This window comes from Streptomyces sp. So13.3 (assembly GCF_005860785.2).
GTDB lineage: Bacteria > Actinomycetota > Actinomycetes > Streptomycetales > Streptomycetaceae > Actinacidiphila > Actinacidiphila fildesensis.
In genome coordinates this window covers 7931775-7957864 of sequence record NZ_CP048835.1, presented here as the reverse complement: position 1 = coordinate 7957864, position 26090 = coordinate 7931775, and the positions used below count along the sequence as shown (strand labels likewise).

The following is a 26090-nucleotide window of genomic DNA, read 5'->3' as shown; positions in this document are numbered from 1 at the left end:
ATGGCGCAACCACGAGCCCGGCCCCACCACCGGGCCGGCGGCGTACGGCCGCCGGGCAGCACCACCGTCAGCAGCCACCCGACGCGGTGCGTGCGGGGGCGGCCGTGCCGATCTGAAGGGTGGCCGGGGCCGAGCAGCAGCCGCCGCCGTCGGTGGGGGCCTCGGCTTCGTCGAAGAGCCCCGCTCCGCCGCACACTCCGGTCTCGGGCAGGGTCAACTCGACGCGTTCGGCGGACTCGTGATCGCCGGCGAGGGACGCGGCGATGGAGCGGACCTGCTCATAGCCGGTCATGGCCAGGAACGTCGGCGCGCGACCGTAGGACTTCATGCCGACCAGGTAGGCGCCGGCCTCGGGGTGGGAGAGCTCCTTGACGCCGTGCGGGTAGACGGTGCCGCACGAGTGGACGTTGGGGTCGATCAGCGGCGCGAGTGCGACGGGCGCCTGCAGGCGCTCGTCCAGGCCGAGGCGCAGTTCGCCGACGAACGACAGGTCCGGGCGCAAACCGGTCAGGCCGATGATCTCGTCGACCGGCTCCAGCCGGGTGCCGTCCTCCCCGACCAGCACGAGCCGCCCGCCGTCACGCTCCACAGCGGCCGTGCGGAATCCGGTCACGGCATTGGCGTGACCGGCCTCGACGGCCGCTTTCGCGCGCAGGCCGAGGGCGCCGCGGGCGGGCAGCTGATCGGCTTCGCCGCCGCCGAAGGTGCTGCCGCTGAGGCCACGGCGCAGAATCCACACCGCGTGCGTGCCGGGGGCATCCTTGGCGAGGTCGGCGAGGTAGGCCAACGCGGTGAACGCGGAGGCGCCGGAGCCCACGACAGCGGTGCGTCTGCCGGCGTACCGGGCGCGGACGGCCGGGTCTGCGAGGTCCGGGACGCGGTAGGCGATGCGGTCGGCGGCGGCGCGCTCGCCGAGCGCCGGCAGGCCGTCGCCGCCCAGCGGGGCGGGGGTCGACCAGGTGCCGGAGGCGTCGATGACGGCGCGGGCGGTGATCCGCTCCTCGGCCCCGCCGGAACCGGTGAGGTGAACGGTGAAGGGCTGCTCGGCACGGTCGGCGTCCACGACGCGATCCCGTCCGGCCCGTGACACACCGGTCACCCGGGCGTCGTACCGGACCCGGTCACCGAGAGCGTCCGCCAGCGGCTGCAGGTACTTCTCAGCCCAGTCCGCGCCTGAGGGGTAGGTGGTCCCGTCGGGGCGGAGCCAGCCGGTGGGGGCCAGCACCTTCTCCGCGGCCGGATCGACGACCTCGCTCCAGGTGGAGAAGAGCCGCACGTGCCCCCACTCGCGCACCGCGCTGCCCGCACCGGTCCCGGCTTCCAGGACCAAGGGTTCCAGTCCGCGGTCCAGGAGCTGGGCGGCGGCGGCCAGCCCGACGGGGCCGGCTCCGATGACGACGACGGGAAGGACGGTGGTCGTACTCATGGCGGTTGAGCCTTTCAGAGCGGCAGGACGGCGCTGTTTCGACATGCATCGATACAGTGAACCTTGCCACCGGCATCGATGGGTGTCAACATAGACGCATGTCGAATTCAGAGGTTGCCGAGTTGCCGGTTCTGCGGCCGGCCGTGCCGTGCTGCCCGCCGCTGACGCAGCGGCCGCTGACCGTCCTCGAGGCGGAACTGACCGCGGCGATGTTCAAGGCTCTCGGCGATCCGGTCCGGCTGCGGCTGTTCTCCCTGGTCGCCTCGCACGACGGCGGGGAGGCCTGCGTCTGCGACATCTCCGACGTCGGCGTCTCGCAGCCCACCGTCAGCCATCACCTCAAGAAGCTGCGCGAGGCCGGCCTCCTCACCTCCGAGCGGCGGGGCACCTGGGTCTACTACCGCGTGGTCCCCGCGGTGCTCGCCGCCATGGCCGGCGTACTGACCGCCTGAAACCGGGGTGTCAGCCGACCCGCTCCGCCAGGAAGTCCTCCCAGGTCCGCTCGCCCACGGCTGCCCCGTCGAGCGACAGGTTCTCGGCGGCCCGGTAGGCGCGGCCGGCCTTTCCGGGCATCCGCACCGGCATCATCAGGCGGTGCTTGCCGCGCGCCCGCAGATAGCCGCGGCTCAGGTCGGCCATCCCGTACACCTTCGGCCCCGCCAGGTCGGGCACCAGGCCGGCCGGTTCGCCGAGGGCCAGTTCCACCAGCCGGGCCGCGACCTCACGCGAGTCGACCGGCTGGAACCGCAGTCCGCCCGGGACCGGGATCACCGGCAGCTTCCCCATCTTCTCCACCACCGTCAGGACCAGGTCGTGGAACTGGGCCGCGCGCAGCGTCGTCCACGGGATGCCGGACTCGGCGACGGCCCGCTCCGCGCCCAACTTGGCCTGGAACCAGCCCAGCGGCATCTTGTCCGTGCCGATCACGGAGACGTACACCACGTGTCGCACTCCGGCGCGCGATGCGGCCCGCATCAGATTCCGGGTCGCCTCGTCATCGCCCTTGGGGCCGCCCGCGAGGTGCAGGATGACATCGATGCCGTCCACCGCCGCCTCGATTCCCCCGCCCTTGAGGAGATCGCCGCTCACGTACGCGACGCCGTCCACGGACTCACGGTGCTGCCGGCTGAGGACGCGAACCTCGCGCCCGGCCGCCCGCAGCAGGGGGACGACGTGGCCGCCCAGAGTGCCCGTACCACCGGTGACCAGGATCGTTGACGTCATGGCTGCTCCAAATTCGTTCGGTCCGGGAGTCGGCCTCCCGGTACCTTCAGCTCGGTTCTGTGGATCTACTGCTATGACCCCCGGCGACGAAGGAATGTGACCGATGGACGAGAACGCATCGCTGATCGAGCGTTTCGAGGAGGACCGGGTTCGCCTTCGGGCCGTGGCCTACCGGATGCTCGGCTCGGTGAGCGAGGCCGACGACGCCGTGCAGGAGACCTGGCTGCGCCTCAGTCGTACCGACGCCGGCAGCGTGGAGAACCTCGGCGGCTGGCTGACGACCGTCGTGTCACGCGTGTGTCTGAACATGCTGCGCTCGCGCGACCACCGCCGCGAGGAACCCCTCGCATTCCACGAGCCCGACCCGGCCCTCGGCCGGCCGGACGGGGTCGATCCCGAGCAGGAGGCGTTGATGGCCGACTCCGTCGGCCTGGCCCTGCTGGTGGTGCTCGACACGCTGACGCCGCCCGAGCGCCTCGCCTTCGTGCTGCACGACATGTTCACCGTGCCCTTCGACGAGATCGCCCCGCTGATCGAACGCTCCCCTGCCGCCACACGGCAGCTCGCGAGCCGGGCCCGCCGCCGGGTCAAGGGGGGAACGGCGGTCCCCGACACCGATCTGACCCGCCAACGCCGGGTCGTGGACGCCTTCCTGGCCGCCACCCGAGGCGGCGACTTCGACGCGCTCGTCGCCCTGCTGCACCCGGATGTCGTACTCCGGGCCGACAGGTCGGTCGTCCCCACCCCCGAGCCCATCCTCATCAGCGGCGCGCAGACCGTGGCCAAGGGCGCGATGGCCGCCATGGAACGCGCTCGGTCCACCGTGGCGGCGCTGGTCAACGGAACGGTCGGGCTCGCCATGGCCCCCTTCGGTCGGCTGTACCTGGTGCTCGACTTCACCATCACCGATGACCTGGTCACCGAGATCGAGATCATCGCCGACCCGGATGCCCTCCACCAGGTCGACCTCGCCGTCCTCGACAGCTGACCTGACTCAACACCCTCAGCACGGCCGGGAGCACGGATACGAAGTGCTCCCGGCATCAATGCATGCGGCGCATACCTGACGTGTCACGCACCGCAGAGACGCTGCCCGCCGTGGTCGCGCAGTCGGCGCAGGAAGGACAGCACTCCCGCGCTGCCCGTCGCCCAGGCGGCGTCGGAGCCGACGAGGGTGTTGTCAGGCAGCAACGGCTGCCGGGCGGTCCCGCCACTACGGGCCAGGATCAGCCCCGCCACGTCTTCCGCGTCCCGCCAGAAGCTGTCGTCGCCCGTGGCGACGGCCGCGTCGACGAGCAGTTCGCCGACGCCGGCCAGACCGCAGCACTGGGAGACCAGGCTCATCCGCGGTGCGAGCGCGCGGCACACCCGGGCGCAGCGCAGGCCGAGTTCGAGAAGCTCCCTGTCCTCGTCCCGGCTGCCCGCCGCGATCAGGACGGCGCCTATGCCCGCCATTCCGCGACACCACGATCCATAGCGCCGGGAGGCGCCAGGGCCGGCGGCGGCAGCGAGCAGGCCGGGGGTGTCCGCGGCGAGTTGAGTGAGGCCGGCCCGGGCCGCAGCACCGACGGCCCGGTCGGCGGTGGCCCGGTGGTAGACGTGCAGGAAGTGGACGATTCCCGCCCTGCCGTGAGCGAAGCCCTGGTCGTAGGCCGCGAGCGAGGGTGCCTGCGGCAGCCCCGATCCCTCTTCCTCGGGCTGCCCGGTCCGGTTCAACAGCTCCCGGGCGCATCGGCCCGCTGCGGCCAGGTGCGCGGCTGCCCTCTCCTGATGTCCCGCAACGCGGGCCCGGTGTGCCAGGAGCAGTTGGCCCGTTCCGGTGCCTGCCGCACCGCCGATCTGGTCGCCGCTGCCGTCGTAGTGCAGCAGGCCGGGCGGATCCGAGGGCGCCGGGCCACCGTGAGGAGACGGGAACGCGTCGGCGGCCGATGCCAGGAACAGCTCCACTCCGGTACGGCCGGTGTACAGGGCAGCGGACAGCGCGGCCGTCTCGGGGTGTTCCGCCGTTCGGCGGGCCAGGTCGGCGACGGCCTGCGGTACGCCTGGATGGTCAGTGTGGTGCAGGAGTTCCAGGCCCACCCCGGCCGAGCCCGCGTAGAGCGTCACGGTCGAGCCCGTGTGACGTCCGCCCGGCCCGGCGGGTGACCGGGAGGCGCGCACACAACCGGCGACGGTGTGCGCGATCACGTCGTCCAGCAGCCCGGCGGTGATCCGTGGCGGAGTCGGCGGACGGCGCCCGCCGACCGGTTCCGGCAGGCCGGCCCGTAACCGTCCCGCACAGGCCACTCGTTCCGCGGGATCGAGGCTGAGCAACCCGGCGACCAGCGCGCGGACCGGACGGTGGGCGGCGCCGGGCAGCGCGCCGTCCAAGCAGGCCAGTGTCCGGTCACGGTTGACGGCGTGGTCGGGGTCGACGACCACCGGGTCCATGCCGGTCAGCGCGAAGTGCAGGGTCGCGCCGAGTGCGTAGAGGTCGTCCGCCGGGTGGGGCGGGGCTCCGGCGCGGTACACGGGGAGGGTGTAGCCGGGTGTCGCACCGGCCGGGCGACGAGACCCCAGAGCACCGATGCCGAAGTCGACAAGACGACAGATGCCGTCCGAGCCGATGACCACGTTGCCCGGTTTCAGGTCGCACACCACCACCCCTCGGGCATGCACCGCGTCGAGCGAGGCCAGCAACTGACGTGCCAGCGTGGAGATCTGACGCCCGGTGCGATGGGGATCTGCACCATAAGGCCCGTGCTCCAGCACGTCGCGGCGCAGGTCACGGGGACCGCAGTCCGTGGTGACCAGGTACTCGTCCTCGCCGTGCCGCACGTGGTCGACGACGCGCGGCACGCCGTCGAGGCCGTCCAGCGCCGCCAGCACGGCACGTTCGTTGCGCAGCCGGCCACGGGCGTCCACTCCGTGCTCGTCCTCGCCGGCATACGCTCTGGCCTGCTTGACCACCACCCGGCCACCGGTCACCGTGTCCACAGCGCGGTAGACGTCCCCGTGCGGGGACCGCGCGATGCCCCCGGTGAGCCGGTATCTGCCGCCGACAAGGCGCGTGGCAGGTCGCCCCGGGCCGGGCGCGGCCGCCCCGAACGGATCCTTCGTCCAAGGAGGTTGGCGGTACCGGCTGCTCGCACGACCGGCGAAGCTCTGACCGTCAGGACCGGTCATGAGGAGCGCCGACGCGCCGGCTCCGATCGCCCCGGGCGCCCGGAAGGGGCCGTACCGGTAGTAGACCGGAGCGTCCGGCCGCACCCGGCGATCGCTGAGCACCCGCGGTCCGGCGCGCCCGGCCAGGACCTCGGCCAGTTCCCTGCCGAGCGCCGCCACATCCTGCCCGCGGGGATAGACGGTGACCGCCTTCCCGACGAGGGCCTGGTCCCGCACCCCTGCGTTCAACTCCCCCAGCACCGCGGCGCTCCGCGCGAACTTCGCTTCGCAGGTGTAGCGCAGCAGCACCGGGACGAGTAGCTCCATGGTCCCGGCGAGGTCGTCGGGCCGGGCGGAGACGTGCAGTTTCCAGCCGTGCTCCATCGCCGGCATACGCGGATCGAACAGATAGAGCCAGACATCATCCGCACTACGGCGACGCTCGTGACCGGCCACGAGCGCGTCGAGCCGCTCCCCCAGGTCCGGCGCGGACCCGCCCGGAACCGACCCCGACCCCGGAACCGACCCCGGAACCGAGCCCGGCACCGGAGCCGGCACCGGTGCCGGCTCCGGCCTCAAAGGATCGGTTCTGCCGACGGTGGACCGGCCGGGCTAGTCACATGCGAACCGCGTGGTCGCGGTGACCCAGGGATCAGCCAAGCACGCTTCGGCACCGCGGCCGGGATCCAGCTCGTCCTCGAACGTGATCCCCTCCGCTTCCACATCCAGCGGACCGGCGTCACGGATGTCCAGTTCCACAGGGCTCATATCGATCCTTTCGCGAAAGAGCGGGCATTCCATTTCACGAACCGAGCGTCCTCACGGCCGTCCACGCCGTCCCGCCGCGCCGGAGAGCACGCAGCCAGAGCGGCGAGTAGCGGGCTGTCGGACCGTCACAGTCTCCTGGACGCCCGCGAAGGAGGAACGTCGTAAACCAGCCGACTTGCGGGCCGGAAATCCGAACAAGATCATCCGCAGTGGAACCAAACGCCGCGCCGGTCTCTCTTCGACGGCGAGAAGGAGCGCGGCATACGCGGGAACAGAATCCGCAGCTGCGATGATCACCGGATCAGCCGAGTCAGGAACAAGGAGCGTCATGGTGCAAGGCAAGTTCGGTAGGCGCGCGGCGATGAGCGCTTCGGTGCTGGCTCTCGCCGTCGCCTCGGTCCCGGCCCTCGCTGCCCCGTCCGAAGCCCGGACCACGGCGGGGACCGAAGTGGGCATCACCGCTCGGCAGGACGACGCGCTGCCGAAGCCGGATCTCGATGCCCTGCACAAGGTCTTCGCGCAGGTGATGGCCGGCGGCGCGCCGGGCGTGATGACCCGTATCGACAACGGGAACACCGTCTACCGGGAGACCGCCGGGGTGGCCGACCGCGCCAACGGGCAGGCCATGAACACCGATGCGCGCTTCCGCATCGGCAGCATCACCAAGTCCTTCTCGACGGTGGTGCTGCTGCAGCTCGTCCAGGAGGGCAAGATCGCGCTGGACGCGCCGGTCAACCAGTACCTGCCGGGTCTGCTGCCCGACTCGACGATCACGGTGCGGCATCTGCTGACCCACCGCAGTGGTCTGTGGGACTACACCAACGACATGTTCGCCAACACGGTTCCCGGGTTCGAGGCGGTCCGGAACAAGGTGTTCACGTACCAGGAGCTGGTGAATCTCTCGCTCGCCCACCCGAGGACGGCCAAGCCGGGCGCCGCCTACCAGTACTCCAACACCAACTTCGTGGTCGTCGGCGCACTGATCGAGAAGGTCACCGGCAACCCGGTGGGCGCCGAGTACCAGCGGCGCATCATCACTCCGCTGCAGCTGAACAACACCTTCTACGTGCACCCGAGCGCCACCATCCCCGGCCGCCACATCAAGGGCTATCTGACCCCCGACGAGGCGGGCGCGCCGCTGGTCGACTCCACCGACCAGACGGTCTCCTGGGCCCAGTCGGCCGGTGCCATGGTCTCGAACCCGCGGGACCTCAACCGCTTCTTCTCGTCCCTGCTGGGCGGCCGGCTGCTGAGCTCGGGCATGCTCACCGAGATGCTCAAGATGACGCCCAGCGACGACACCGGAACCCGTTTCTACGGACTCGGCCTGCGTCAGCGCGACCTGTCCTGCGGGATCTCGGTCTACGGTCACACCGGCACCGTGCAGGGCTTCTACTCCTACGCCTTCACGACCCGTGACGGCCGCCGCAGCGTCAGCTCGATGGCCAACACCTCCAACAACGGCAACGTCAACACCATCCTCGGCAACACCCTCGAAGCGGCCTTCTGCGGCAAGGCCCCCGCCCCGAAGACTCCGGCCACCCAGGGCCCGTCCTCGAAGCGGTCGGCGGCCGCCACCCCGAAGGCGCCGTTCTACGAGGACATCGCGCCGAACGTCGCCCGGCACTGAGTACGTTCCGGCCGGTGGCCGTGCGACCCGGCGAGGGCGCGCGGCCACCGGCCGGGAGCACCCGACGCGGCAGGGCCGGATCAGACGCCCGTCACGGCCCGGCTGCCGACCGCGGCGTCATCCTCGTGCGGCGTCCGGTCACGGCGCGGGAGCAGGAACGGCGTCGCCAGCATGAGGAGTCCGGCGATCACGATCGCGGTGCGCGGGCTGGTGACGCCGGCGAGCAGACCCCACAGGGCGGTCAGCGCGGCGATGGTGGCGTTGCTGGAGACCGACCAGGCGGACAGGGTGCGGGCGACGCGGTCCGTCGGGGTCTGTTCGAGGCGGTAGGTGGCGAACACCGGGTTGAACACGCCCATGCAGGTGATCAACCCGAGTTCGACGGCGATGACGAGTACGAGCCCGGCGACGCCTGGGCGGATGAAGAACAGCCCGGGCAGCCAGCAGGCGCGCAGCGTCCCGGCGGCGAGCATGACCTTGTGCTGTCCGAACCGCGCGACGAGCGGACGGGCCAGCCGTGAGCCGATGAGACCGCCGACGCACGGTGCTCCGAACGCGAGACCGTACTGCCACGGTGCGAAGCCGAGGTGACTCAGCATCAGGACGGCGAGCACCGGCGAGGTCGCCATGATCAGGCCGCTGACCAGGATCGTGTTGAAGAACAAGGGGCGCAGCGCCGGGTGGCTCAGGATGTACCGCCACCCTTCGAGCAGGTCGCCGGCCCGGAAGCGGGGTGCGGCGGTTCGCTCGGGGCGCGGCTCCTTGCCGCCGATCGCGCGGATCCCGGCTGCCGAGAGCAAGTAGCTGACCGCGTCGGCCACCACGGTCGTCACCGGGCCGAACAGCCCGATCGCCGCCCCGCCGAGCGGCGGTCCGAGCGCGGTGGCGGTCCAGGTCGTGGATTCGAACCGCCCGTTCGCGACGAGCAGGTCCTCCGGCCGCACGAGTGCCTTCAAGCAGGCGCCGGCAGCCGATCGGAAGGTGATGTTGGCCGCGGCGACGACGACCGACACGACCAGCAGCTGGATGAAGGTGAGCCGCCCGAGCGCGTACGCGGCCGGGACGGTCAGCAGCGCGGCGAACCGGGTCAGGTCCATCGCCATCATCACCGGCCGCTTGCGGCGGAACTCCACCCAGGGGCCGAGCGGCACCGCGACCGCCGCCCCCACCGCCAGTCCCGCCGCCGCGAGCCCCGACACCGCGGCCGGTCCTGCGTGCAGCGCGAGGATCGCGATCAACGGGAACGCGTCGAGCGCGATCCAGCTGCCGAACGTGCTGACCGCGAACGACGCCCAGAGCCACTCGAACTGCCGCCCCAGTGATCTCCTGCCCAGCATCCAGCCCGCCCCTTGCCGTGTCGCCCGAACCACCTCGCGTTGGCCACTGCGATCCAAGCGGTCCGGGCACCGGCGGGTCAAACCACCGATCGTTCGGCCGCGAGGTGGCCGCGGAACCCCTGCGGCACCGGCGCGAAGCGGTACGCCATGGTGATCGATGCGGGGTCCTGCACGGTGAGGCGGTAGCGGGTGCACATCAGATAGCAGAGCGTCATCAGCTGGATCATGCCGATGTCGGCGCCGACGCAGTTCTTCGGCGCCCAGCCGAAGGGTACGTAGTGGTTCTTGTCGACCGGTCCGTGCGGCGCGCCGGGCAGGAAGCGGTCCGGGTCGAACGTGTCGGCCTGCTGCCAGCACCGGGGGTCGCGGTGGATCATGTGCGGGCTCAGCAGGTAGCCCTGGTCCTTCTCCAGCCGGGTGGTACCGAGGTCGAACGAGAACCGGGAGCGCCGCATGAGGAGCAGCGGCGGGCTCCACATCCGCAGCACCTCCTTGACGAACCGGTGGGTGACCGGCGCCGCCTTCGTCGGTGCGGCACAGAACCCGGCCGGGTCCACGGCCCGCAGCTCGGTGGTCAGCCGCCGCGCCCACTCCGGGTTCCTGGCCAGCTCGTACAGCACGCTCGCCGCCGCGGCACCGGGCGGACCGCCGATCGCGGTGAGCACGGCGGTGACCACGTCCAGCGCGCGGTCCATGCCGAGCTCCGGAAGCAGGTCGACGATCGGATCGGCGAGGTCCAGCTCACGGGGGCGGCGGCCGGCGGCCCGCTCACGCAGCACCCGCCGTACGACGACGCCGGCCCGGACCTGTACCGCGGCGAAACGCAGGTGATGCCATGGCCCGGTGCCCGGTTGGCGGGCGATCAGGCGGAGCAGTTTCTGGTCGAGGTCCTGGCTGATGTGGCCGGCCTCGCGAGGGGTGAGGCCCGACAGGGCGACCGGCAGCATGGACTGAACGGCCACTTCCTGCGCGAGCAGGACGAGGTCCACGTCGTCGCCGAGCCGCGCGTCGATGATCCGTTCCATCCGCGTGATCATGTCGGCGTTGTGCTCGCCGGTGGTGAGCTTGTGCAGCTGGGCGAGCCACGCGCCGCGTACCCGGGTCCACCGCACCTGCGGGCTGCGGCGCCGCCTGATCAGGTCGACGAGGCGGTCCGGCATGACGAGGTGGTGCCAGTTCGCACCGCTCACCTGGCGTGCCGCGTTCGGCTCGAAGACGGCGAGCAGGTCGTCGTCCATCCAGAAGAGGCCGCCTTCGGCCGCGCTGCGCTGGCGCAGATCGTGCAGGAAGTCGGTGGGATGGTGCGGAGTGGTCATCGCCTCGCCTCTCGCGGCGTGCGGGGAGCCGCCGTCGGCGGCTCCCCGCAGCTCTGCCGATCAGATGTGGTGGTAGAGGTACCAGTGGATGTTCGTGGAGTAGCCGGCCCGGATGTTGAGTGCCGACATCGCCGAGCGGTAGAGCTTCCTCATCGTGTTCACCTCCTCCCGGGGGGATCGACGCGGGCGTGCAGTTCCGCGGTGAAACGCGGAGGAGCCAGCGCGGGGCCCGGACGGGGCCTGTCGCCGCCGGCTGTGACCGATAGCCGCCAGTCGTGGGTGATGATGCGGATCAGGTCTTCCAGCAGCGTCATCGTCACGGTCGCGCCGGCACAGGTGTGCGGCCCGAACCCGAACGGCATGAAGGCCGGATCGACGAGGGACTGCGCCCAGCGACGTGGCGCGAACTCGTCGGGGCGGTCCCAGTGCCGCGGGTGGCGGTGCACGAGGTAGGAGCACACGTCCACGTCGTCCCGCGGGCCGACCGTGACTCCGGCCAGCTCGTGCACACGGCTCGGAGTACGGGCGAACAGCCACGCGACCGGCCGGAGCCGCATCGCCTCCCTGACGATCCACTCCGGCTCGTCGCCGTCGGTGCCGGGGTGGGTGCCGACGAGGAGGACCGCCCAGCCGAGGGCGAAGCCGATCGAGCCGACCGTGGCGAACAGGAACGACAGATAGACCTCGGCGAGTTGGCCGGGATCCGCCGGCGGTCCTGCTCCGGTGATGGTCACGTCGAGCAGGTCGCGCGGCGGACGGTCGTGAGGGCCCGCGCTCCGGCGGGCCCGGATCTCCCGGGTCAGGACGCGCATGGCCCGGCGGCGGAACGCGAGCCGCGACAGCGCGGAATGGCGCAGCGGCGCGCCGGACAGCACCGCGCGGGTGATGATGCCGTCGACGGTTTCGTGCAGCTCCGCGGGTGCTTCCGGGCACAGCAGGACGTCCCGCAGGTGTTCGCGGACCAGGAGATTTCCCGCGTCCGGCCAGTCGGCGGAGGGTGCGAGCCGCTCTTCGACCAGGAGCGGCAGCCGGTCCCGGCGGGCGTCGAGCCGGCCGCGCACCAGCGCGCGGGCCGCCCGGCCGATCTCGATCTGCGCGGATCTGGGGCCGAAGACGCCGTCGCGGGTGTGGAAGAAATCGGACGTCTCGACGAACAGGCCCCGGCGGTTGCCCATCACCGCGCGTGCGGCCTCCGGATCGGCCACGCACAGCCGGCCCGACGCGGAGCGCCACACGTCGTGGGTGGCGTCGAACTCCGTCTCCAGGAACGCCAAGGGGTCTCGGTGGTAGGCGGCCGCGTCATGGCGCGGCCCCGCCGCTCGACCGTTCGTTCCGCCGCCGGCCGCCGACGCCATGGCATCCTCCTCGAACGGACGGGAGGCCACGGGAAAGTCTGGGCCTGCGTCCGGCCGCGGTGGATCCCGCGCCCCCTGATACCGGACCGCCGTGAGACAGCGTGCTCCGCCGCCGGCGCCCTGTCACGACCTGATCCGGCCCAGTCGGTGCGATCCGTCGGTGCGGTCCGGTCAAGCGGCGCCTAGACGCAGGAGGGGCACAGTCCGCGGTAGGTGACCTCGACCTGGGACACGGCGAAGCCGAAGCGCTCCTCCGCCGGGAGGTCGGCCAGCGGATCGCCGGTGGGGTGGACGTCGCGGATGGTGCCGCAGGTGGAGCACACCAGGTGCTGGTGCGGGTGGTGGGCATTGGGGTCGTAGCGCTTGGCGCGGCCGTCGGTGGCGACCTCTATGACCTCGCCGAGGGACACCATCTCGCCCAGGGTGTTGTAGACGGTCGCCCGGGAGATCTCGGGCAGCCGCTGCGCCGCGCGGGCGTGCACCTCGTCGGCCGTGAGATGCACGTGGTCGCCGTCGAGGACCTCCGCAACGACACGTCGCTGGGAGGTCATCCGCCAGCCACGGCCACGCAGTCGTTCCAGCAGGTCACTCATATCGGTTCACCTATTCAGGTTCGGTGGGATGCCCGAAGTTTACCGATGGATGTCCGGGTTCCGATTGGATGTGGGCCTGGCGCGCTTCTTGACTTGGAATCTGTCCATCGTAGGATCGGTTCCGGCAATAGCCAAGAGACAGGAAGCCTCCAGTACGGCAGGAGACAGAGACGTACGGGACCACCGCCGAGGAGCTGCGCGGTGCCGGCCTGCGGGTGACGGCCGCCCACGTCGCGCTGCCCGGGACCGTCCGGGACGGTGACCACCACGGCGTCGACGCCGTGGTGGTCACCGTCCCGGACGGTCCCGGGGCCCGCGCCCCGGCCGTTCCCCCCGCCCGCAGTTACAGAGCACCGTGATCTCCCAGGTCCGGAAGGATTCCCATGACTGAGAACAACGACGCGATCGTCACAGACGCGAAGGCGGAGGGCGGGGGTGGCTGCCCGGTCGCGCACGGGCGCGCCGCGCACCCGACGCAGGGCGGCGGAAACCGCCAGTGGTGGCCGGAGCGGCTCAACCTGAAGATCCTCGCCAAGAACCCCGCCGTGGCCAACCCCCTCGGCGAGGAGTTCGACTACGCCGAGGCGTTCAAGGCCCTCGACCTGCCGGCCGTGAAGCGGGACATCGCGGAGGTGCTGACGACCTCGCAGGACTGGTGGCCCGCCGACTTCGGCCACTACGGCCCGCTCATGATCCGTATGGCGTGGCACAGCGCGGGTACCTACCGGATCAGCGACGGCCGCGGCGGCGCCGGGGCCGGTCAGCAGCGGTTCGCCCCCCTCAACAGCTGGCCGGACAACGTGAGCCTCGACAAGGCCCGCCGCCTGCTGTGGCCGGTCAAGAAGAAGTACGGCCAGAGCATCTCGTGGGCCGACCTCATGATCCTCACCGGCAACGTCGCCCTGGAGACGATGGGCTTCGAGACCTTCGGCTTCGGCGGCGGTCGTGCGGACGTCTGGGAGCCCGACGAGGACGTCTACTGGGGTCCTGAGACCACCTGGCTCGACGACGAGCGCTACACCGGCGACCGTGAGCTGGAGAACCCCCTCGGCGCGGTCCAGATGGGCCTCATCTACGTCAACCCGGAAGGCCCCAACGGCAACCCGGACCCGCTCGCCGCGGCACGCGACATCCGTGAGACGTTCCTGCGGATGGCGATGAACGACGAGGAGACGGTCGCCCTGATCGCGGGCGGTCACACCTTCGGCAAGACGCACGGCGCGGGCCCGGCGGACAGCGTCGGCGACGATCCCGAGGCCGCCCCGCTCGAGCAGCAGGGCCTCGGCTGGAAGAGCTCCTACCGCACCGGCAAGGGCGGCGACGCGATCACCAGCGGTCTCGAGGGTATCTGGACGAACACCCCGATCGCGTGGGACAACAGCTTCTTCGAGATCCTGTTCGGCAACGAGTGGGAGCTGTTCAAGAGCCCCGCCGGTGCGCACCAGTGGCGGCCGAAGAACGGCGCGGGTGCGGGCACCGTACCGGACGCCCACGACGCGTCGAAGAGCCACGCTCCGACGATGCTGACGACCGACCTCGCGCTCCGGTTCGACCCGGCCTACGAGCAGATCTCGCGGCGCTTCCTGGAGAACCCCGACCAGCTCGCGGACGCCTTCGCCCGCGCGTGGTTCAAGCTGACCCACCGCGACATGGGCCCGGTCGTGCGCTACCTCGGCCCGGAGGTCCCGACCGAGACGCTGCTGTGGCAGGACCCGCTTCCCGCGGTGACGCACGAGCTCGTCGACGCCGGGGACGTCGCGTCCCTCAAGGGGCAGATCCTCGCCTCGGGCCTGTCGGTGGCCCAGCTCGTGTCCGCCGCCTGGGCGTCGGCCTCCTCCTTCCGCGGCAGTGACAAGCGCGGCGGCGCCAACGGTGCGCGCGTCCGTCTCCAGCCGCAGAGCGGCTGGGAGGTCAACGAACCCGACGAGCTGGCGCAGGTGCTGCGCACGCTCGAAGGCGTCCAGCAGGCGTTCAACGCCACCCTGACCGGCGGCAAGGCGATCTCGTTCGCCGACCTGATCGTGCTCGCGGGCGGTGCCGCCGTGGAGAAGGCCGCCAAGGACGCGGGCTTCGACGTCGAGGTCCCGTTCACGCCGGGCCGCGCCGACGCGTCGCAGGAGCAGACGGACGTGGAGTCGTTCGCCGCGCTCGAGCCGGCCGCCGACGGGTTCCGCAACTACCTCGGGAAGGGCAACCGGCTGCCGGCCGAGTACCTGCTGATCGACCGGGCGAACCTGCTGACCCTGAGCGCCCCCGAGATGACGGCCCTCGTCGGTGGTCTCCGCGTCCTGGGCGCGAACCACCAGCAGTCGGCGCTCGGTGTCCTCACCACGACCCCGGGGACCCTGACGAACGACTTCTTCGTCAACCTGCTCGACCTGGGCACGACGTGGCAGCCGACGTCCGAGGACGCGAACACGTTCGAGGGCCGCGACGCCGCCACGGGCGAGGTCAAGTGGACCGGCAGCCGGGCCGACCTCGTCTTCGGGTCGAACTCCGAGCTGCGCGCGCTCGCGGAGGTCTACGCCAGCGATGACGCCAAGGAGAAGTTCGTGACGGACTTCGTCGCGGCGTGGCACAAGGTCATGAACCTCGACCGGTTCGACCTCGTCTGATCACGAGGACTGATCACAGCCGGTGATCACCGCGTCCGGGTCGGCCCGCAGGGGCCGGCCCGGACGTTTCCGTTCTGCCGGAACCTTCGGGGCTAGCGAAGGATCCCGGCGGAGCGGGCCGCCTTCAGCCAGGACGGGAACTCCTGCAGCAGACGGTCGTACAGCTCCTCGTCCGAGACCTTGTCGATGTCGTCCACGGCGAAGAAGCCGACGTTGTCGACCCGCCGGCCGGGCATGTTGTCGAACTTCTCCAGCACCCCGAAGTTGGCCCGGCCGAGACCGACGAACTGCCAGAACACCGGCTCCTCCACGGCCGCGCGCAGCTCCTGCTCGATCTCGGCATTGCGGTACACCCCGCCGTCGGAGAAGAACAGCACCAGGGTCGGCGCCTGCGCCGGGTTGTCGCGCACGAATCGGCGGACCTCGGCGATGACCTTCTGCTCCTCGTTCTGGATGCCGACTACGCGCATGTCGACTTGTCCCGGGCGCTGTCCCTTCGGCGGCTTCTTGCGGCCGAACAGGCTGATCTGGCCCACCCGTACATGGAGTTCGAGCCAGTCGGGCAGATCGCCGACGGTCAGGTCGGGCAGCCGGGCCGGGTGCGAGGCGAACGTCCAGGCTTGCATCTCGCCGTCGTCGTCGACCTGTGCGGCGACCGCGGCCATCCGCTCGACCACGCTGTGGACGGTGCCGCGCGAGTAGAGGCCGGCCATCGATCCCGAGGCGTCGAGGACCAGGATCACCCGGGCGACCACGCCTTCCGCACCGTGCTTGCGCAGGCTGACGGCGACCTGCTGCTTGCGCAGCGAGAGCCGCTTGCGCATGTCGACGGGCAGGTTCTCCTCGCCCTTGGTGAGCCGGGCGGGCATGGCCGGGGCGGCGGGCCCCGCCGGCGACGGCGGTGGCGGCGGCGGTACTACGGGCACGGGTGTCGGCGTCGCGGCCGCGGCCGCGGCCGGCGGCTCCTCGTCCACGCTGATCCCGAAGTCCTGCGCGAGGCCCGCGAGCCCCGACGCGTACCCCTGTCCCACCGCGCGGAACTTCCAGCCGTCCCCGCGCCGGTACAGCTCTCCGCCCAGGAAGGCGGTCTCGGTGGTGGCCGTCATGTCGAAGCGCGCCAGCTCGGCGTTGGTCGCCAGGTCGAGGAGCCGCAGTCGCAGCGCCGGGACCTGGCCGAACGTGCCACCGTCGGCGGACGCGCCCAGCAGGACGCGGTCGATGGCGGGCTCGATCCGGCCCAGGTCCACGTCGATCACGTCCTCGCCGGACGCCGCCGAGCCCACATGGCGCACCGCGCCCCTGGGGTGTTCCGGCTGGTTGTAGAAGACGAAGTCGGCGTCGGAACGCACCCGCCCCGCCTCCGTGAGCAGCAGCGCGGAAGCGTCGACGTCCGGCACGCCCGGGCCCGCGCCCCAGGTCAGCACGGCCCGGACGGCGGTGGCAGCAACGGGGACATTGGCGCCCTTACCGAGCGAAGGTGTCGAGGTCACGACGGCCAGTCTGCCGCACCGGCGGAAAAATTCACCGGAGCCCGTCGGCTCCCGGCGTAGCAGAGGGGGCGCCGCACCGGCGGCACCCCCTCGACCGATCGGTCCTACGGCTGCATCTCGTACGCGCCGGACAGTGCCTCGACCTGGGTCCAGACCCGGGCCGCGCGGCCGGCGTCCGAGACCGGGCGGCGGATGTGGGCCAGCGCCCAGGCGGCCTGCTCGTCGGTGGTGGAGCTCTTGCCGTGCAGATCGGTGGCGTGGGTGGAGAAGTCGCGCACCAGGACGTCGAAGATCTCGTCCAGCAGGTCGGCGTCCAGGCCGGTCAGCTCGGCCTGCTCCAGCACCAGCTGGCCGTAGACGACCAGGGCGAACAGCTGGCCGATCTCCAGCAGGAAGTCCAGGTCCTGCTGCTGCTCCTCGCTCGGCGCGTGGGTGCGGAGCAGGGTGCAGAGGCCGTCCGCCTGCTCGCGGAAGCGGGCCACGTTGGGCAGGTGCGCGTGCGCGTCGTACGCGGTGCGCCAGTCGTGGAAGCGGATCGCGCCCAGGCCCCGGGCCGGGCCCTGCTGGAACAAAAAGGTGTCGTCGGCCGGGTCGAGACGGCTCGGCACGGCGGGGTACTCGGCCGGGGCGAACAGGTAGTTCGCCATGAACTTGAGGATCAGGGCGAGGTTGACGTGCACCGTGCCCTCCAGCTTCGGCAGGCCGCGGATGTCGCGCGCGGCCTTGTCGAAGTAGGTGTCCGTCTCGAAGCCCTTGGCCGCGATGACGTCCCACATCAGGTCGATGACCTTCTCGCCCTCGGTGGTGACCTTCATCTTGGTCATCGGGTTGAAGAGCAGGTAGCGGCGGTCCTCGGGCGAGGCGGAGCGGAAGTAGTCGACGGCGCGGTCGCTGAACAGCTTCATCGCGGTGAGGCGGGTGTACGCGTCGGTCAGCTCGCGCCGCACGTGCGGGAAGTCGGTGACCTTCCGGCCGTACAGCACCCGGTTGTCCGCGTGCGTGACGGCCTCGTACATCGCGTGCTCGCAGATGCCGATGGACGCGGTGCAGAGGTTGAACTTGCCGACGTTGACGGTGTTCAGCGCGGCGTCGAAGGCGGCCTTGCCGGTGTGCAGCACGTCCTCGGCGCGCACCGGGTAGCTGTCGAGGCGGAACTCGCTGACGTACATCTGCGAGTTCACCACGTTCTTCACCAGGTGGTACGCCTCGTGCCGGCTGTCGGCGGCGAAGAAGACATAGCCCTCGGGACCCTCGATGTCCGAGCGGCGGCCGAAGACCGAGACCAGGCCGGCGACGTTGCCGTTGCCGATGTAGTACTTGGAGCCGCTCGCGGTGAAGCCGCCCGCACCGTCCGGGGTGAGGATCATGTCGGTCGAGTAGATGTCCGCGCCGTGCGTCCGCTCGGAGAGGCCGAAGGCCATGACGTGGCCCTCGGACAGGAGCTTCGCGGCGCGCTCCCGCACGGCCTCGTTCCCGCTCTGCCAGACCGGTCCCAGGCCCAGGATGGTGACCTGCCAGGTGTACCAGTAGCCCAGCCCGTAGAAGCCCAGGATCTCGTTCAGCTCGGCGATCCGCGCGGTGTCCCAGCGCTTCGAGTCGTCCGCGGAGGACGGGGTGAGGAACTCCGCGAAGAGCCCTTCCTTCGCCGCGAACTCCAGGAAGTCGCCGTACCAGGCGCGGTCGACGTAGGTGTCGATGAGTGCCTTCTTGCCGCGCGACTCGAACCAGTCGACGGTGGCGCGGAGCAGCTGTCGGGTGCGCTCGTCGAACTGTACGGGGTCGTAGGTACGCGGGTTGAAGAGCATGTGGACTCCAGGGGAATGAGGGTCAGTTGGCGATGCGGTGGAGCGTGGCGAGCACGTCGTCCAGCCAGGCGAGGGTCATCCGCTCGTACTCGATGCCGCCGCGCAGCACCACGTGCTGCAGTTCCTGCTGGGCGGAGGGCGAGGTCAGGTCGGGAAAGTCGCGCCGCTCGCCGGTGAGGTAGCGGGCCAGCAGCGCGGCATGGCTCTCGCGGTGCCGCTCGACCTCGGAGATGAGTGAGGTCAGTGCGGCCTGGTCGTCGAAGGCGGCGGCGCGGATCTTGACGGCGAGCTCGTGCCGGACGGTCTCCGGTTCGACGGGCTCGCGCAGCCAGGACGCCAGGGCGGCCCGGCCCGGCGCGGCGGCGGAGTACACCTTCTTGTCCGGGCGGCCGTCCTGGGCGACCTCCTCGACGGCGATCCAGCCGTCCGTCTCCATCCGCCGCAGCACCCGGTAGATCTGCTGGTGGGTGGCGGTCCAGAAACGGCCGATGGAACGGTCGAAGCGGCGCGCCAGCTCGTACCCGGAGCCGGGCTGCTCCAGCAGGGAGACGAGGATCGCGTGCTCTAGGGCCATACCCGCATCCTGCTATGCAACGAGTTGCATAGGCAATGAGGCCCGGCCGGGTTGAGACACGGATCACGCGCCGCGGCCGGGCCGTCCGAGCAGGTGGTGGGCGCCGTGCGGCTGCACGGTACCGCCGGCTGCGCGGTCCCGCGCCAGGATGTTCGACGAGTTCGCACCGCTGGTCGACCCGATGCTCCGCGCGGAGATCCTGTGAAGGCTTCGGCCATCCATGAGCGGCCGGCCACGGAGTACGGCTCAGCGGTCATCACCAGCGGGTCGAGCTCTACGTTCGAGAAGCCCGCCCGAAGGTCGCCACGGATCTCGGCATCACGCCGAGGGAACTGGCCGGAACGCGCCGCCGCTTCGAGCTGATTCCGGGCGCCCGGACCAGGCTGACTGGGGCGACGAGCCGAATCCGGGACGAATCATGTGGTCCGCCGCGTGGCCGGTTCGCTTCGCGCTCGCTGCGGCAGCCGGGTCCGCGGCTTCGGCAGTGGCCACATGTGCGATGCCAGAAACCAGTAAATGCCTTGTACCACAGGCGAGTTCACGTCGTATCAGTTGGACTGGATGTGCCTGGGGCATGCCGGCAGCGGATATGCTCCTTGGCGGCGCGGTGAGTTGATCACAATACTCTCCGTTGTCGCCCTGCTGCCTGCCGTCGCAGTGATGGTCACACGTATGGGTCAGGTCGGTTGTGTGTGGCCGCCGGCAGCGACTGGTCCGAGGTGTAATCGCTGGGCCATCCCCCCACTTTCGATACCTTGAGGTTGCAGATGGTTCGTGATCAATCGCCACCTGGGCAACGGCAATCCTCCGCCCTCGCGCTGCTGCTTCCCGCGGTGGTCACCGCAGTGGTCGGGACCGTCGCCGTGTGCGTCGTTCCGGCTGAGGCACGTGTGTCGGTCGTCTGGTGCGCTGTGACGGCCACGTTGGCCGTCGCCGTCCTGGCGGCTGTCGCGGTGCGGCGCGGGAAGGTCATCGCCGAGCTGCGCAGGGACCACGCCGCAGCCGGCGAAGGCCTCGGACGCCGGCTGGCCGAGCAGGAGATCCAGACGCTGCGCCTGGCCGAAGAGCTGCTGCCGGAGGCCGTGGGCCGGCTGCAGAAGGGTGCGACGGTCGACGAGGCGCTGGACCTCGCGGGGCCCGTCAGGACCGAGCACCTCGCGGTGATGCGCTGGGTGCTGGAAACCGTGGATGCCGAAGAGGGTCTGCGGGAGTCCGCGCAACGCGCGTTCGTCAATATCGCCCGTCGGGTTCAAGCCATTGTGCACCAACAGGCGCACGCCACCCGGGAGATGCAGGAACGGCACGGACAGGACCCCGAGGTCCTCGGCGATCTGATGCGTCTGGACCACGGCACCGCGCTGGTCGGACGCCTCGCCGACGGCATCGCCGTACTCGGCGGAGCGCGCTCCGGCCGGCAGTGGAGCAAGGCAGTCCCGTTGTACAACGTGCTGCGCGGGGCCATGTCGCGGATCCTGGACTATCAGCGGGTGGACCTGCAGGCGGTGACGCAGATTGCCCTCGTCGGTCCTGCGGTGGAGCCGGTCATCCACGCGTTGGCCGAGCTTCTCGACAACGCGACCCGGTATTCGCCACCGAACACGCGGGTGATTCTGACCGCATCGGAGGTGCAGTCCGGCATCGCCATCGAGATCGAGGACGGCGGTGTGAGCCTGAGCGAGGAGGCCCGGGAGCGCGCCGAGCGAATGCTGCGCGAGGCGCAGTCCGGGATCGACCTGAAGGACCTGGGTGAAACGCCGCGCCTCGGCCTGGCCGTGGTGGGACGCCTGGCGCAGGAGCACAACCTGCAGGTCTCGCTGCGTCCCTCCGCCTATGGCGGCGTCCGCGCGGTGGTGATCGTTCCCACCGACCTCACGACGACTGCCCCGGTCACCCGCCCGGAGCTCGGAACCAAAGTCCCCTCAGCAGGAGGCCGGCATGCCGCCGCCGTCCCCGCCCTCTCGGTACGGAGACCGGCGCTCCCCTCGGCCCGGCCCCCGGTGACCGGCCCGGTGAGGGCGACCGAAGCGGAGCCGGAATACGACCGGGCGCCGAACGGCCTGCCGCAGCGGCGCAGCCGCCGCACGGGCACCTCCGGGGGAGCGGCGTCCGCACGACACGCCCCGGCCGAGTCCGCACCGCCGCCTGCCGATCAGCCCGCGCCGCCCGGCCTGTGGCTGGCGGATTTCCAACGGGGTGTGTCCGGCGAGACGTCGGGCACCGGTTCTGATCATCACGTCAGTGACACGACGTCGTCGGATAGGGATGAATAGCCGTGATTCAGCAGCGGGCCAACTTCGACTGGTTGCTCAAGGACCTCGCGGAAGGCGTTCCGCAGACCCGCCACGTGGTGGTTCTGTCGTCCGACGGCTTGTGCATGGCGCAGCACGGCACCGAAAGGGACACCGCTGAGCGCCTCGCCGCGGCGTGCGCGGGTCTGCAGAGCCTTGCGGCCGCGGTCGCCGCGGAAGTCCCGCACAGTGACGGCCGGATGCGGATGGTCGTCATCGAGATCACCGGTGGCTTCTTCTACCTCATGGCCGCCGGCGAGCGGGCGTATCTGGCCGTGCTCGCCGACGAGGGAGTCGACGCGGGCTTGATGGGGCTTCGGATGCGTGACCTGGTGGCCCGCATCGGTGAGCACTTGAGCAGCCCGCCACGCAACGACGAGCAGCGCGCATGAGCGAATCAGACCAAGATTGGGATGAAGCAAGCCCCGAGCGGCTCTACGTCATCACCGGAGGGCGTAGTGGTCCGTCCGAGCACGTCGTCCTCGACCTGGTCACCCTGATCGTGTCGCGGTCACCGCCGCAGCCGACGATGCAGCCCGAACATGTCGCCATCGTGCGCATGTGCAGTTCCCCGCTCTCGGTCGCGGAGATCTCCGCCTATCTGGAGCTGCCCTTCAGCGTGGTCACCGTACTGCTCGCCGACCTGCTGGCCGATGAACGGGTGGAGGCACGAAAGCCTGTTCCACCCGCCCTTCTTCCCGATGTTGAACTCTTGGAGGCGGTAATGCGTGGACTTCAGAAGCTCTGACACGCTCCCAGGGCCGCGGAGCGAGGACATACTGCCGTCGACTGCCGCCGCTGCGGTGAAGGTCGTGATCGTCGGTGGCTTCGGGGTCGGCAAGACAACCCTGGTCGGATCGGTGAGTGAGATCCGACCGCTGTCGACCGAGGAGACGATGACGCAGGCGGGCGTCGGTGTGGACGATGTCCACGGTGTCGAACAGAAGGCCGCCACCACCGTGGCGATGGACTTCGGCCGGATCACCCTCAACGAGCAACTCGTGCTGTACCTCTTCGGAACGCCCGGCCAGCAACGCTTCTGGTTCCTGTGGAACGGCCTGTTCGACGGGGCGCTCGGAGCCGTCGTCATGGTCGACACCCGACGTCTCGAAGTCAGTTTCGATGTGATCGGGCGGCTCGAAGAGCGCGGCGTTCCCTTCGTGGTCGCCATAAACACCTTCCCGGAGGCGCCTTCCTACCCCACGGAGGAACTGCGGTCCGCCCTGGACCTGCCCGGCAACGTTCCGATCGTCAACTGCGACGCCCGCGCGCGCACGTCGAGCCGGGACGTCCTGATGACGCTCATGCGCTACCTGCACTCCCTCACCGCGACCCCGGAGCACACGTGACCTCCCCTCACGCCGACGACACACGCGCCAACAGCTTCGCCACCCCACCCCCCGAGTGCCCGGCCCACTCCACGGGAGCGGTTGCCGGCCGGCGACGGCTCTACGGGCCGGAAGCCGACGCGGACCCGATGGCCCTGTACGAACAGCTGCGCAGCGAACACGGCTCCGTCGCGCCCGTTCTGCTGCACGGCGACGTCCCCGCCTGGCTGGTCCTGGGCCATCGCGAGAACGAGGAGGTCGCTCGTACTCCCTCGCGGTTCTCCCGTGACTCCCGCCGGTGGCTGGAGCTGCAGAAGGGCAACGTCGCGCTGGACTCACCGCTGCTCCCGATCGTCGCCTGGCAGCCCATGTGCTCCTTCGTCGACGGCGAGGAGCACCAACGGCTGCGAGCCGCGGTCACCCAGAGCATGGAGCGCTTCGACGGCCGCGGAATCCGCCGCTATGTCAACCGCTTCGCCAACCAACTGGTCGACACCTTCTGCTCCGACGGCCATGCCGACCTGGTGACGCGGTTCGCCGGGCACCTGCCGATGCTGGTCATGACGCAGCTGCTCGGTATGTCCGACGACTACGGCCCGCGTCTGGTCGAGGCCGCTCAGGACATGATGAAGGGCTCGGAGACGGCCATCGCGAGCAACGACTACGTGGTGCGGACGCTCCAGGCACTCGTAGCCCGCAAACGCGCCACACCAGGCAAGGACTTCGCCTCCTGGCTCATCGGCAATCCCGCGTCGCTCACCGACGACGAGGCCGTGGAACACCTGCGCCTCGTCCTCATCGCCGGCTACTCGACCACGGCCAACCTGATCGTGAACACCCTGCGCATGGTGCTCACCGACCGCCGGTTCCGAGCGTCGCTGGCCGGCCTCCAGATGACCATTCCCGACGCCCTGGAACAGTCGCTGTGGGACTCACCGCCCTTCACGGCCGTCTACGGTCGCTGGGCCACCGGTGACACGGAACTCGGCGGACAGCGCATCAAGAGTGGGGACATGCTGGTGCTCTGCCTCGCCGCCGGCAACGTCGACCCCGCGGTTCGCCCCGATCCGACCGTGCCGATGTACGGCAACCGTTCCCACCTCGCATTCAGTCGCGGGCCGCACGAGTGCCCGGGCCAGGACCTCGGCCGCGCCATCGCGGACACGGGAATCGACGCACTGCTCACCCGGTTGCCCGACCTGGCATTGGCCGTCGACGAGGAGGAGTTGACGTGGACTCCTACCCTCCTGTCCCGAAACCTCGACGCGCTTCCGGTGACCTTCACCCCGCGCAGGCCCACTCAATCGGCGACGCCGGCGACGCCGTGGCCGACCACACCGCCCGCTCAGCGGACGCCGGCGACGGCCCAGGCTCCGACGAGGGCGGAGATGCTGCCCACCGCCCCGCCGATCCCCCTGCCGCCACAGCACGCGCCACAGCAGGGAACGCCCTGGTGGAGGGCGCTGACCCGCTGGCTTCGGAGTCGGTGACCTTCTCCGGGCGGTCTGCGCCGGACCGCATCTGAATCACTGCGGTCACATCAAGTGCCTTTCGATGTAGGTAGGAACGGCGCCTGCTTCGGTGGTCTCCACGTCTCTGTAGCGGGGGGACCACCGGTGCCAGCTCAAACTGCCGGCGATCCATTCGCCGAGGTCGGTCAGCGATTCATCCACCCGTGTCCAGGCGTCCTCGTCGAGGCCGTAAACGCCGCGAATGGCGCGAAGGTCAGCGGCGGCCTCGAGGAAATCCCGGGTGAGCGCCTCGACCAGGTCCGACGCGTGGGTGAGGGCCTCCTCCCAGGTACTACCGGTGTCGTGTCGGAGAACGGCCGCGAGGTGGTCCTGGTCGCCGCGGGCGTTCTCCTTGCGTATGGAGAACATGTCGTTGGTCCAGGAGATGACGTCATTGGCAGCCAATCGGACGGCTCGATAGGCGTCACTGCGCGCCACGGAGGCCGGAACCTCCCGGGCATTCGCTGTTTCGATGAGGTCGAAGCTCATCTCACACCCGGAGTTCAACCGGCGGCGCCGAATGAATGCCGTCATGTCGGAGGGGGATTCCTGTGACTTCTCCGGATCTGAGTGCGGCAGCAGGGTGAACGCCAGGAAGTCCACGTAGTGAGTGGCGAACCGCTCTCGCCACGCCCAGGAATGCTGGGACGCCGTCCGCTGCCAGAGGTCAGACAGCGCCGCCGTCAGCGGACCGGACGCGCGAGGGGCGCGAAGATCCAGCGGCAGCTGGGCGACCAGATCGCGGACGACCTCCTCGCGTTCCTGGTAGGTGCCTTCGAGGTACCCCTCATCGAGCCGGTCATCGACGATCCAGTTGAACGCCTGCCACTCCGCCACCAAGTGCAACTGGGTGGCTCGCGGATACACCCGAGCCGCGAACTCACCGAAGCCGGCCGAGTGGAAGCGCTCGGCAGCCGGCCGACTGCGTATGAGATCGGTGCGTTTGACCCAGTCCAGGAGATGATCATCGATACCGTCCGCCTGTGGATGCGTGCGAGCCGGAACCGGGCACCAGATCGGGGGGCACTCAAGGGTGAAGGGCGGCAGTTCAGGAGCGGTTCTCGTGGCCATGGGGGGTCTCCTCGGCTGGGGCTGCGCCCGGTCCGGTGCGGGCGCACGGTCGTTTCGTCCGATCGGTTGCGGCTGTCTGGATCGTGACTCCTCTGTGACCTCCGTCGATCGATGGGCGACGCGAAGCACCGTCCGAAGGAAGCAGCCGGGGCTGTCCGTCCTGGGCGCAGGCGACATTTAGTTCGCCTTTGGAATATGCCATCGAAGAACCGGAGCCAACCATGCCGTCGAGACTCGGGAGCACCGCCGTCGCGGGAGCCGCCGCCCCGTCCCAGCCGTGATCAAGGAGGTTCTACCAGAGGCGAGTTGATCACCGGAACCCCGTCCGGCGCGCGCATCCCCGCGGTCGCCGGCGGATGCCCGATATGCGCTGCCGGCAGGAGACCGACGCCCGGGTGGAGATCCGCCGCATCATCGACGAGCAGCCCTGATCCGGCTTCCCGCCGTGATCATGATCCACGCACGGGTGCCGCAATGAGCCGGGCCGTCAACCGGCTGCGGTGGCGGGATCCGTCCGGTGGCTCCAGGATCGAAGGGGTCGTGGTGTGCGCGGAAGCGCTCGGGAAGGTCGGTGTTCCCACCACCCGAGCGGGCGGTGCGACCCTGGAGCCGGTG

General features: G+C 70.4%; 21 protein-coding genes and 1 pseudogene. 10 read left to right on the top strand and 12 right to left on the bottom strand.

The window, feature by feature from the left end:
- Positions 1 to 67: 67 nt before the first annotated feature.
- A complete protein-coding gene (locus tag C8250_RS35615) occupies positions 68 to 1426 on the bottom strand; it encodes an NAD(P)-binding domain-containing protein (RefSeq protein WP_138352833.1) in 1359 nt (452 codons plus the stop codon).
- 98 nt (positions 1427 to 1524) lie between these two features.
- Between C8250_RS35615 and C8250_RS35610 the strand changes: the two genes are divergently transcribed.
- Positions 1525 to 1878, top strand: a complete 354-nt coding sequence (locus C8250_RS35610; RefSeq protein WP_138352832.1) for a metalloregulator ArsR/SmtB family transcription factor — start codon at positions 1525 to 1527, stop codon at positions 1876 to 1878.
- 10 nt (positions 1879 to 1888) lie between these two features.
- Here the strand turns inward: C8250_RS35610 and C8250_RS35605 are convergent, their stop codons facing one another.
- Positions 1889 to 2650, bottom strand: coding sequence for an NAD(P)H-binding protein (locus tag C8250_RS35605; RefSeq protein WP_138352831.1), 762 nt, complete (start codon positions 2648 to 2650; stop codon positions 1889 to 1891).
- Between the two features lie 103 nt (positions 2651 to 2753).
- On the opposite strand from C8250_RS35605, the gene C8250_RS35600 reads away from it, so the two are divergent.
- On the top strand, positions 2754 to 3638 hold the full coding sequence (locus C8250_RS35600; RefSeq protein ID WP_138352830.1) for a sigma-70 family RNA polymerase sigma factor: 885 nt from the start codon (positions 2754 to 2756) through the stop codon (positions 3636 to 3638).
- Between the two features lie 83 nt (positions 3639 to 3721).
- Here the strand turns inward: C8250_RS35600 and lanL are convergent, their stop codons facing one another.
- Positions 3722 to 6250, bottom strand: coding sequence for a class IV lanthionine synthetase LanL (gene lanL / locus C8250_RS35595; RefSeq protein ID WP_274599411.1), 2529 nt, complete (start codon positions 6248 to 6250; stop codon positions 3722 to 3724).
- 156 nt (positions 6251 to 6406) lie between these two features.
- Positions 6407 to 6562 (bottom strand): SflA family class IV lanthipeptide, encoded by a 156-nt coding sequence (locus C8250_RS35590; protein WP_187145120.1) that lies wholly within the window; start codon positions 6560 to 6562, stop codon positions 6407 to 6409.
- A 328-nt stretch (positions 6563 to 6890) separates the two neighbouring features.
- Here C8250_RS35590 and C8250_RS35585 point away from each other — a divergent pair, with 328 nt between their 5' ends.
- Positions 6891 to 8192 carry a serine hydrolase domain-containing protein gene (locus C8250_RS35585; protein ID WP_232485172.1) on the top strand — a complete coding sequence of 434 codons (1302 nt, stop codon included), beginning with the start codon at positions 6891 to 6893 and terminating at the stop codon, positions 8190 to 8192.
- Between the two features lie 80 nt (positions 8193 to 8272).
- On the opposite strand, the gene C8250_RS35580 is transcribed toward C8250_RS35585, so the two are convergent.
- The 4 genes from C8250_RS35580 to C8250_RS35565 all read right to left on the bottom strand — a co-directional run bounded on the left by C8250_RS35580 (position 8273) and on the right by C8250_RS35565 (position 12793).
- Positions 8273 to 9529 carry an MFS transporter gene (locus C8250_RS35580; protein ID WP_138352828.1) on the bottom strand — a complete coding sequence of 419 codons (1257 nt, stop codon included), beginning with the start codon at positions 9527 to 9529 and terminating at the stop codon, positions 8273 to 8275.
- A 77-nt stretch (positions 9530 to 9606) separates the two neighbouring features.
- A complete protein-coding gene (locus tag C8250_RS35575; RefSeq protein WP_138352827.1) occupies positions 9607 to 10845 on the bottom strand; it encodes a cytochrome P450 in 1239 nt (412 codons plus the stop codon).
- A 158-nt stretch (positions 10846 to 11003) separates the two neighbouring features.
- Positions 11004 to 12200: a cytochrome P450 gene (locus C8250_RS35570; protein ID WP_138352826.1), complete on the bottom strand. Its 1197-nt coding sequence runs from the start codon at positions 12198 to 12200 to the stop codon at positions 11004 to 11006.
- Between the two features lie 182 nt (positions 12201 to 12382).
- A complete protein-coding gene (locus tag C8250_RS35565) occupies positions 12383 to 12793 on the bottom strand; it encodes a Fur family transcriptional regulator (RefSeq protein WP_138352825.1) in 411 nt (136 codons plus the stop codon).
- Between the two features lie 194 nt (positions 12794 to 12987).
- Here C8250_RS35565 and C8250_RS35560 point away from each other — a divergent pair.
- Both C8250_RS35560 and katG read left to right on the top strand, forming a co-directional pair.
- Positions 12988 to 13077, top strand: a pseudogene (locus C8250_RS35560) (transcriptional repressor); the annotation flags it as partial.
- Between the two features lie 99 nt (positions 13078 to 13176).
- Entirely contained in the window at positions 13177 to 15408 is a 2232-nt protein-coding gene (gene katG, locus C8250_RS35555) for a catalase/peroxidase HPI (RefSeq protein WP_138352824.1), read from the top strand.
- A 92-nt stretch (positions 15409 to 15500) separates the two neighbouring features.
- Here the strand turns inward: katG and C8250_RS35550 are convergent, their stop codons facing one another.
- The 3 genes from C8250_RS35550 to C8250_RS35540 form a co-directional block, all read right to left on the bottom strand.
- Positions 15501 to 16898: a VWA domain-containing protein gene (locus tag C8250_RS35550; protein ID WP_138352823.1), complete on the bottom strand. Its 1398-nt coding sequence runs from the start codon at positions 16896 to 16898 to the stop codon at positions 15501 to 15503.
- A gap of 104 nt (positions 16899 to 17002) precedes the next feature.
- The gene (locus C8250_RS35545) at positions 17003 to 18703 is read right to left on the bottom strand and encodes an acyl-CoA dehydrogenase (protein ID WP_138352822.1); all 1701 of its coding nucleotides are present in this window, start codon (positions 18701 to 18703) and stop codon (positions 17003 to 17005) included.
- A 22-nt stretch (positions 18704 to 18725) separates the two neighbouring features.
- The gene (locus C8250_RS35540; RefSeq protein WP_138352821.1) at positions 18726 to 19277 is read right to left on the bottom strand and encodes a helix-turn-helix transcriptional regulator; all 552 of its coding nucleotides are present in this window, start codon (positions 19275 to 19277) and stop codon (positions 18726 to 18728) included.
- Between the two features lie 767 nt (positions 19278 to 20044).
- Between C8250_RS35540 and C8250_RS35535 the strand changes: the two genes are divergently transcribed.
- From C8250_RS35535 to C8250_RS35515, 5 genes are read left to right on the top strand one after another with little or no spacing between them, the layout of a single operon-like run.
- On the top strand, positions 20045 to 21547 hold the full coding sequence (locus tag C8250_RS35535; RefSeq protein ID WP_187145119.1) for an ATP-binding protein: 1503 nt from the start codon (positions 20045 to 20047) through the stop codon (positions 21545 to 21547).
- Between the two features lie 2 nt (positions 21548 to 21549).
- Positions 21550 to 21957: a roadblock/LC7 domain-containing protein gene (locus C8250_RS35530; protein WP_138352820.1), complete on the top strand. Its 408-nt coding sequence runs from the start codon at positions 21550 to 21552 to the stop codon at positions 21955 to 21957.
- A complete protein-coding gene (locus C8250_RS35525; protein WP_138352819.1) occupies positions 21954 to 22313 on the top strand; it encodes a DUF742 domain-containing protein in 360 nt (119 codons plus the stop codon). The genes C8250_RS35530 and C8250_RS35525 overlap by 4 nt, the downstream gene beginning before the upstream one ends.
- A complete protein-coding gene (locus tag C8250_RS35520; protein WP_138352818.1) occupies positions 22294 to 22914 on the top strand; it encodes an ATP/GTP-binding protein in 621 nt (206 codons plus the stop codon). The genes C8250_RS35525 and C8250_RS35520 overlap by 20 nt, the downstream gene beginning before the upstream one ends.
- Entirely contained in the window at positions 22911 to 24383 is a 1473-nt protein-coding gene (locus tag C8250_RS35515) for a cytochrome P450 (protein ID WP_138352817.1), read from the top strand. The genes C8250_RS35520 and C8250_RS35515 overlap by 4 nt, the downstream gene beginning before the upstream one ends.
- Positions 24384 to 24428: 45 nt before the next feature.
- Here C8250_RS35515 and C8250_RS35510 read toward each other — a convergent pair whose 3' ends face one another.
- The gene (locus C8250_RS35510) at positions 24429 to 25241 is read right to left on the bottom strand and encodes a bifunctional terpene synthase/polyprenyl synthetase family protein (protein WP_164293001.1); all 813 of its coding nucleotides are present in this window, start codon (positions 25239 to 25241) and stop codon (positions 24429 to 24431) included.
- Positions 25242 to 26090 lie beyond the last annotated feature (849 nt).

What these genes read in the sequence shown, in the direction of transcription:
- C8250_RS35615 (WP_138352833.1), bottom strand. Translation starts at nt 1,426, where the DNA reads ATGAGTACGACCACCGTCCTTCCCGTCGTCGTCATCGGAGCCGGCCCC.
- C8250_RS35610 (WP_138352832.1), top strand. Translation starts at nt 1,525, where the DNA reads ATGTCGAATTCAGAGGTTGCCGAGTTGCCGGTTCTGCGGCCGGCCGTG.
- C8250_RS35605 (WP_138352831.1), bottom strand. Translation starts at nt 2,650, where the DNA reads ATGACGTCAACGATCCTGGTCACCGGTGGTACGGGCACTCTGGGCGGC.
- C8250_RS35600 (WP_138352830.1), top strand. Translation starts at nt 2,754, where the DNA reads ATGGACGAGAACGCATCGCTGATCGAGCGTTTCGAGGAGGACCGGGTT.
- C8250_RS35590 (WP_187145120.1), bottom strand. Translation starts at nt 6,562, where the DNA reads ATGAGCCCTGTGGAACTGGACATCCGTGACGCCGGTCCGCTGGATGTG.
- C8250_RS35585 (WP_232485172.1), top strand. Translation starts at nt 6,891, where the DNA reads ATGGTGCAAGGCAAGTTCGGTAGGCGCGCGGCGATGAGCGCTTCGGTG.
- C8250_RS35580 (WP_138352828.1), bottom strand. Translation starts at nt 9,529, where the DNA reads ATGCTGGGCAGGAGATCACTGGGGCGGCAGTTCGAGTGGCTCTGGGCG.
- C8250_RS35575 (WP_138352827.1), bottom strand. Translation starts at nt 10,845, where the DNA reads ATGACCACTCCGCACCATCCCACCGACTTCCTGCACGATCTGCGCCAG.
- C8250_RS35570 (WP_138352826.1), bottom strand. Translation starts at nt 12,200, where the DNA reads ATGGCGTCGGCGGCCGGCGGCGGAACGAACGGTCGAGCGGCGGGGCCG.
- C8250_RS35565 (WP_138352825.1), bottom strand. Translation starts at nt 12,793, where the DNA reads ATGAGTGACCTGCTGGAACGACTGCGTGGCCGTGGCTGGCGGATGACC.
- katG (WP_138352824.1), top strand. Translation starts at nt 13,177, where the DNA reads ATGACTGAGAACAACGACGCGATCGTCACAGACGCGAAGGCGGAGGGC.
- C8250_RS35545 (WP_138352822.1), bottom strand. Translation starts at nt 18,703, where the DNA reads ATGCTCTTCAACCCGCGTACCTACGACCCCGTACAGTTCGACGAGCGC.
- C8250_RS35540 (WP_138352821.1), bottom strand. Translation starts at nt 19,277, where the DNA reads ATGGCCCTAGAGCACGCGATCCTCGTCTCCCTGCTGGAGCAGCCCGGC.
- C8250_RS35535 (WP_187145119.1), top strand. Translation starts at nt 20,045, where the DNA reads ATGGTTCGTGATCAATCGCCACCTGGGCAACGGCAATCCTCCGCCCTC.
- C8250_RS35525 (WP_138352819.1), top strand. Translation starts at nt 21,954, where the DNA reads ATGAGCGAATCAGACCAAGATTGGGATGAAGCAAGCCCCGAGCGGCTC.